Here is a 5,795-nt window from a genome sequence, read left to right as displayed (position 1 = left end):
ATCAAGGCCAACAGCGATGATTCCGTCGCCGCGACCACCGCCAAGCTCGCCCGACGCGTGCGCCGGGTGTTCGACTATTTCCTCATGACCGACAACACCAAGCCCCGCGCCTGCCGCGCAGCCGCGGAGGGAGGCTAGAACGGTTTTGCCGTGCGATGTGACGCAGCTATTGCTGACGACTGCTGGGGAGCGATCCTCCGGGGATTAATCAGCAGCATCGGACTGGCGCCCTCGTTGCTGCTGCGAGGGAGTCTCGGTGGCCGTGTTCGCGGCGCGCGCCCTGCTCATGTCAATACGGCCTGTTGGGGGGCGCTCCATCTGCCTGGGCCGGAGCCGGTCACGGCATTTGCGCCGGATATGTAGGTACGGGGGGCCGCAGCGGCAGCCCCGGCACCGCAACGATGCTTTTTGCGGGACAGATCAGCAAGGCGTGTGCTAACGCTGCATTGATTGCCGGGTTGCGCTGTCGCTGCCCTCCGACCCGCAGCCCGCTATTCAATATACCGTCCCCGCATCTTTGGCCTACCCGGTCCCCTCAGCGCAGGCCTCCGTCGGGGCCGACGATGCGCTCGATGATGGCGCGGACGCCGGGGTGATTCATCAGCTGGCCGAAGCCTTCGTGCTCGCGCAGGGCCTGGACGTTGCCGGAGGTGATGAGGCCCATGAGCTCCGGGTCCTGGAGGGCACGCTGCAGCGCCGGGTCCTGCTGGAGGGCGATGATGGACTCCATGATGCCGGGGTCGCCGACGAGGCTGCGCTGGAGGTCCTGGATGCGCTCGCCGTAGTCGTCGGCATGGTCGGCGCCGGCGCTGGTGCCTGCGCCGCCGGCTGCCGTGGCCCGCTCCATGCGGCGGATGCGGGAGGCCTCGACGTCGATCTCACCCAGCGCCGGGGTGCGAATGCGGTAGACGCCGTCGGCAAGCCCAAGGGCCTCGCCGACGATGACGCTGCCGTCATCCAGCTCGAAGCGGGTGAGGTCCCCGGCGGCGGCAACCCCGGTCGAGATGGCAATACCGGCCGTGGCGGCGAGCAATGCGGCGCGAAACAACGCCCGGATACGGGTGCTTGCCGCGGGCCCCGCATGAGTTGCCCTGATGATGGAGCGGATGCGCATGACCAGCGCGTCAGTCCAAGCCCATGATGGCGCGCAGCTCGTCGCTTCTCACCACGTGGCAATAAATCATATTGATGACGTCCAGCTCGTGCTGATGCAGCGCGTCGGTGCCGGCGGCGCAGCAGTCCTCCACCACCACGACGTTGAAGCTCTCATCGGCGAGGCTGCGCACCGTGGAGCTGACGCACTGGTCGGTGTAGATGCCGGCGACGACGACGTTGCGGATGCCCATGTTGCTCAGCACCAGGCGCAGGTTGGTGCCGGTGAGCGCGCTGTCGGTGGTCTTGGTGACGACGATCTCGCCCGAGGCCGGGGCCAGCTCCGGCACGATCTGCGACGCCTCGCTGGTGAGCGGCATCAGCAGATTGTTCCAGCCGGGCATCTTCTGGCTCAGGGAGCGGTCGCGCCCGTCCTCCAATAGGCAGGCGATGCGGGCGTGGATGACGTCGATGCCGGCGGCGCGGAAGCTGTCCTGGAGCGAGCGCAGCCGCGGGATGACAGTGCCGTGCATGCGCTCGTGGAAGGGTGCCCAGCGCTCGCGCTCGGCAGGGTCGTCGTGCAGCACCATGCCGTAATTCTGCACATCGATGCACAGCAGCGCGGTTGCCGCCGGCGGCAGGACGAGGTCCTCGGGCTCCGGCGCGCCCTGGTAGTAGAAGGAGCGGTTGCGGGTTTTCCAGGACATTGTCGGTTCTCGGGCTTCGCTATTCGGAATTCCGCGGGCACAAACGGCTCGCTAAGAGCCAACTGTGCCAGATCCGCCGAAGCGATCCCAGACGTGGTCCGGCAGCGGCGGCTTGCGGCCGTCGCGCCGCCGCTGCAAGGACGGTCGACTGCTTTTGCGAATCTTCAATGCGTCAACGGCGCAGATCCCTAGAATTTCAGTGAGCTTTAACCGACACACCGAGAGCGCACATGAAACAAACCCTGCTGCAGGAGAAGTATCCGGTCTATACCCTGGAGGTACCCAAGGCCGAGAGCCGCTTCGAGGACGTGGACGCCATCCTCGGCCACCTGCGCGAATGCGTGGAAGGCCACAAGGTCGCACGCATGATCGGCGAGTTCGACCATCACGCGCACACCAGCGACCTGCCCGAGGGCGACATCGCTGGCGACATCCGCGCCGCCAAGCACATCGTCTTCTGCTTCGGCACCCATCTGCCCAATCCCCAGGTGATGGCGGTGCGCCCGCGCTCCATCGGCGTGGCCGATCTCGGCGATCGCTTTGTCATCAGCTTCCTGGAGGCGCCCATGCCGCTGGCGAACAATGCCATGACGGCCTGGGTGCGGGCCATTGTCAGCGAACAGGTGACCGACAGCGCCGTCGCCTAAAGCGATGGCGATGCTTGGCCAGCCTGGTCAAGCATCGGACGGTGACGCGGTGCCCAAGTCGGGCTTCGCTGCCGCTCAGCGCCGACCTACGGTCTCGGGGGCAGGGCGCGCTAGCGCCGGGCGCGCGCTGCGGCGACGGTCTCGGCGGTGATGTCGCCGGCGGCCATGCGCTCCACCTTGGCAAGCACCTGGTCCTCCAGGTCGGCTTTGAGACGCGCGACGCGATCGAGCAGCGCGGCGTCGGCAACCGCCAGCATCTGCGCCGCCAGCAGACCGGCGTTCCGGGCGCCGTCGATGGCGACGGTGGCCACGGGCACGCCGGGCGGCATCTGCACAATGGACAGGAGCGAGTCCTCGCCGGATAAGGCCTGGCTCTTTACCGGCACGCCGATGACCGGCAGCGGCGAGATGGCGGCGACCATGCCGGGCAGGTGGGCGGCGCCGCCGGCACCGGCGACGATGACCTTGAGGCCGCGCGCCGCCGCAGAGCCGGCGTAGTCATAGAGCCGCTTGGGCGTGCGGTGGGCGGAGACGATGGTCATCTCGAAGGGCACGCCGAGCTCGGTCAGCGCATCGGCGGCGCCCTGCATCACGGGCAGGTCCGAGTCGCTGCCCATGATGATGCCCACCAGCGGCGTGGAGTCTTGCTTTGCCATGGTCAACGTCATCGCGGTGTTGGTGCGTTACCGAGCGTAGAAAAAGTCGCGTCGATCATCAGCTCGATCACTGGGGTTAGGCGCAGTACCGCCCGGAATCGGGTGGACTGCGCTTCGCTTGTCCACCCTACGCTTCGCTTGTCTACCCTGCGCTTCGCTTGTCCGCCCTACGGCTGCGGCTCACGCCGCTTCCTCTCCTTCGATGCGGATCAGGTCGCGTACCCGCTCGGCCTTCGCGCGGGCCTGGTCGATGTCCGCATCCAGCACGGTGACATGGCCCATCTTGCGGTAGGCGCGGGTCTCCGCCTTGCCGTACAGGTGCACGGATACGCCGGGAATGGCCAGCGCCGCGCGCAGCCCGCAGATCACCGGGCGGCCGGTGAAGCCGGGCTCCCCCAGCAGGTTCAGCATGGCGGCCGGGCGCACCAGATCCGTCGCGCCTAGCGGCAGGCCGGCGATGGCGCGCAGGTGCTGCTCGAATTGATCGGTGACACAGGCCTCGATGGTGTAGTGCCCGGAGTTGTGGGTGCGCGGGGCGACCTCGTTGACCAACAGCGCGCCGGCCTCGGTCAGGAACAGCTCGACGCCGAAGATGCCGACGCCCGCCAGCGCCTCCACCGTGGCCACGGCCAGGTCCCGCGCGGCTTTGGCGACGGTGTCCTCCACCCGCGCCGGGGCCAGCAGCATGTCCAGCATGTTCTCGCCGGGGCGCATGCGCATCTCCACCGGCGGATAGGCGCAGGTGGCGCCGTCCTGCCCGCGGGCCACCATCACCGCCAGCTCCAGGCGCGCCGGCACGAAGCGCTCCACCAGGGACGGCACCGGCAGGTGCTTGTCGAAATCCGCGGGCTCATGCATGACCTGCACACCGCGGCCGTCGTAGCCGCCGCGGCGGACCTTCTGCACCAGCGGATAGCCGAAGGCGGCGAAGGCGTCGGCTTCCGGCGCATCCGCCGGCGCGAACTCAGCGCTCGGGATGCCGGCGTCCGCCAGCACCTGCTTCTGGCGCAGCTTGTCTTGGATGTCGGCGAGCAGGCCGGGGCAGGGAAAGATGCGGTGGCCGGCGGCGGAGAGACCGCCGAGGGTCTCGGTGTCGATGTCCTCGATGTCGAAGGTGGTCACGTCACAGGCGGCCACCAGCTCCTTCAGCGCCGCCGGGTCGTGGTAGGTGCCGACGATCTGCTCACCGGAGAGCTGACCCGCCGGGCTGTTGGGATAGGGATCCAGCACGGTGCAGGTGCAGCCGATGCGCTTGGCGGCCGCCACCAGCATGCGCCCGAGCTGGCCGCCGCCGATGATGCCGATTTGGGCGACGGGGTAGGGATAGCGGTCGTCGGTGGCGCTCATGCGCTCGGGCTCCGCTGCCCGCGGAGCATCTCGCGGGTCTGATCGAAGGCTGCCTGGGCGTTGCGCAGGCGCTCGGCGATTTCCGGCTCGTAGGCGATGGCGAAGTCCAGGAAGGTCCGCGCCACCAGCGAGAGCTCGCGCCCGCGCCAATGCAGCAGGTGCCAGCGGCGCATGATGGGAAAGCCCTGCACGTCCAGCAGTGCCAGCCCGCCGCCGGCACTCTCCAGCCGCAGCGAGTGCAGCGACAGCACCGAGATGCCCAAGCCGCCGACGATGGCGTGCTTAATGGCCTCGTTGCTGCCGAGCTGCATGCGCACCCGCGGCGTCAGGCCGGCCTGCTCGAAGCATTTCACTACGGCGTCGCGGATGCCGGAGCCCGGCTCGCGCAGGATCAGGCTCTCCCCGGCGAGGGCCTCGATGGGGATATCCCGCTCGCAGGCCAGGGGGTGGTCGATGCGGGCCACCACCACCAGGGGATTCGGCGCAAAGGGAATGCACTCGATCTGCTCGTTCACCTCCCGCGGCTGGCCGGCGACATAGAGGTCGTCGTCGTGGCCCATCAGGCGCTCGAGGATGTGCTCGCGGTTGGTGACGCCGAGGGACACCTCGATGCCGGGGTATTTCTTGCAGAAGGCGCCGAGGATCTCCGGCGCGACGTACTTGGCCGTGGTGACCACGCCCAGGCGCAGACGCCCGCGCTTCAGGCCTTTCAGGTCCGAGAGCTTGACCTCGAGATCCGTCAGCGTGCTCAGGATCTCGCGGCAGGCGCCGTAGACCTCGCGGCCGGCGTCGGTGGGCTCCACGGTGCGGCCCACGTGCCGAAACAGCGGCGTGCCCAGGGTCTCCGAGAGCTTCTTGATCTGCATGGACACCGTTGGCTGTGTCAGGAACAGCTCCTCGGCGGCGCGGGTGAAGCTGCCCAGGCGCACAATGGCCTCCAGCAGCTGGAGCTGGCGCAAGGTGGCGTGGCGGATCAAATAGTCGGCCCCGCCCGGAAAGGCGTTGCGACCGTCGTTGGCATGGGTCATGGTGGCGCTGCGGTGTGCACCGGGCGGCGAGGCCGGGCTGCGGTGCTGGGCTGCCGGCGGGACCGCTAGGCTCGGCTCAGCAGGTCGTGGCCGCGGGCAAATTGGTGCATTCGCTGGGGTTCACCTTCGACGCGAAACGCCACAGGATAGCGCGTCATCGGGTCTCGTTCCAGCGCTCGCGGCGACGCTGACAGGGCGGAACCGTTCTGGCGCAAACCCACTACCGGGAGCACGGGTTATCCCCGGATCTGGACATCGCTCCCGGCGCGGGGTATCTTGCAAGGCAAGCGTGCGTTGCGAGAGAGATGCTTGAACCTG

6 protein-coding genes are annotated in these 5,795 nt (G+C 68.3%); 1 reads left to right on the top strand and 5 read right to left on the bottom strand.

Annotated elements, in window-relative coordinates:
- Nucleotides 1–535 precede the first annotated feature (535 nt).
- Both CKO31_RS25135 and CKO31_RS25130 read right to left on the bottom strand, forming a co-directional pair.
- Complete coding sequence (locus CKO31_RS25135; protein WP_200243373.1) at nt 536–1,114, bottom strand: hypothetical protein; 579 nt, start codon at nt 1,112–1,114, stop codon at nt 536–538.
- Between the two features lie 10 nt (nt 1,115–1,124).
- Entirely contained in the window at nt 1,125–1,799 is a 675-nt protein-coding gene (locus CKO31_RS25130) for a cysteine hydrolase family protein (protein ID WP_200243370.1), read from the bottom strand.
- Nucleotides 1,800–2,029: 230 nt separating this feature from the next.
- On the opposite strand from CKO31_RS25130, the gene CKO31_RS25125 reads away from it, so the two are divergent.
- On the top strand, nt 2,030–2,446 hold the full coding sequence (locus tag CKO31_RS25125; protein ID WP_200243368.1) for a DUF6858 family protein: 417 nt from the start codon (nt 2,030–2,032) through the stop codon (nt 2,444–2,446).
- 110 nt (nt 2,447–2,556) lie between these two features.
- Here CKO31_RS25125 and purE read toward each other — a convergent pair whose 3' ends face one another.
- The 3 genes from purE to CKO31_RS25110 all read right to left on the bottom strand — a co-directional run bounded on the left by purE (nt 2,557) and on the right by CKO31_RS25110 (nt 5,477).
- Complete coding sequence (gene purE / locus CKO31_RS25120) at nt 2,557–3,102, bottom strand: 5-(carboxyamino)imidazole ribonucleotide mutase (RefSeq protein WP_200243366.1); 546 nt, start codon at nt 3,100–3,102, stop codon at nt 2,557–2,559.
- A gap of 180 nt (nt 3,103–3,282) precedes the next feature.
- Complete coding sequence (gene purK, locus CKO31_RS25115) at nt 3,283–4,449, bottom strand: 5-(carboxyamino)imidazole ribonucleotide synthase (RefSeq protein WP_200243363.1); 1,167 nt, start codon at nt 4,447–4,449, stop codon at nt 3,283–3,285.
- Nucleotides 4,446–5,477 (bottom strand): LysR family transcriptional regulator, encoded by a 1,032-nt coding sequence (locus tag CKO31_RS25110; RefSeq protein WP_200243361.1) that lies wholly within the window; start codon nt 5,475–5,477, stop codon nt 4,446–4,448. Before CKO31_RS25110 ends, purK begins: the two co-directional genes overlap by 4 nt.
- Between the last annotated feature and the right edge of the window lie 318 nt (nt 5,478–5,795).

The sequence above is a fragment of the Thiohalocapsa halophila genome (genome assembly GCF_016583825.1).
Lineage (GTDB): Bacteria > Pseudomonadota > Gammaproteobacteria > Chromatiales > Chromatiaceae > Thiohalocapsa > Thiohalocapsa halophila.
The sequence above is the reverse complement of the archived record's forward strand: the minus strand, read 5'-3'. Positions and strand labels throughout refer to the sequence as shown.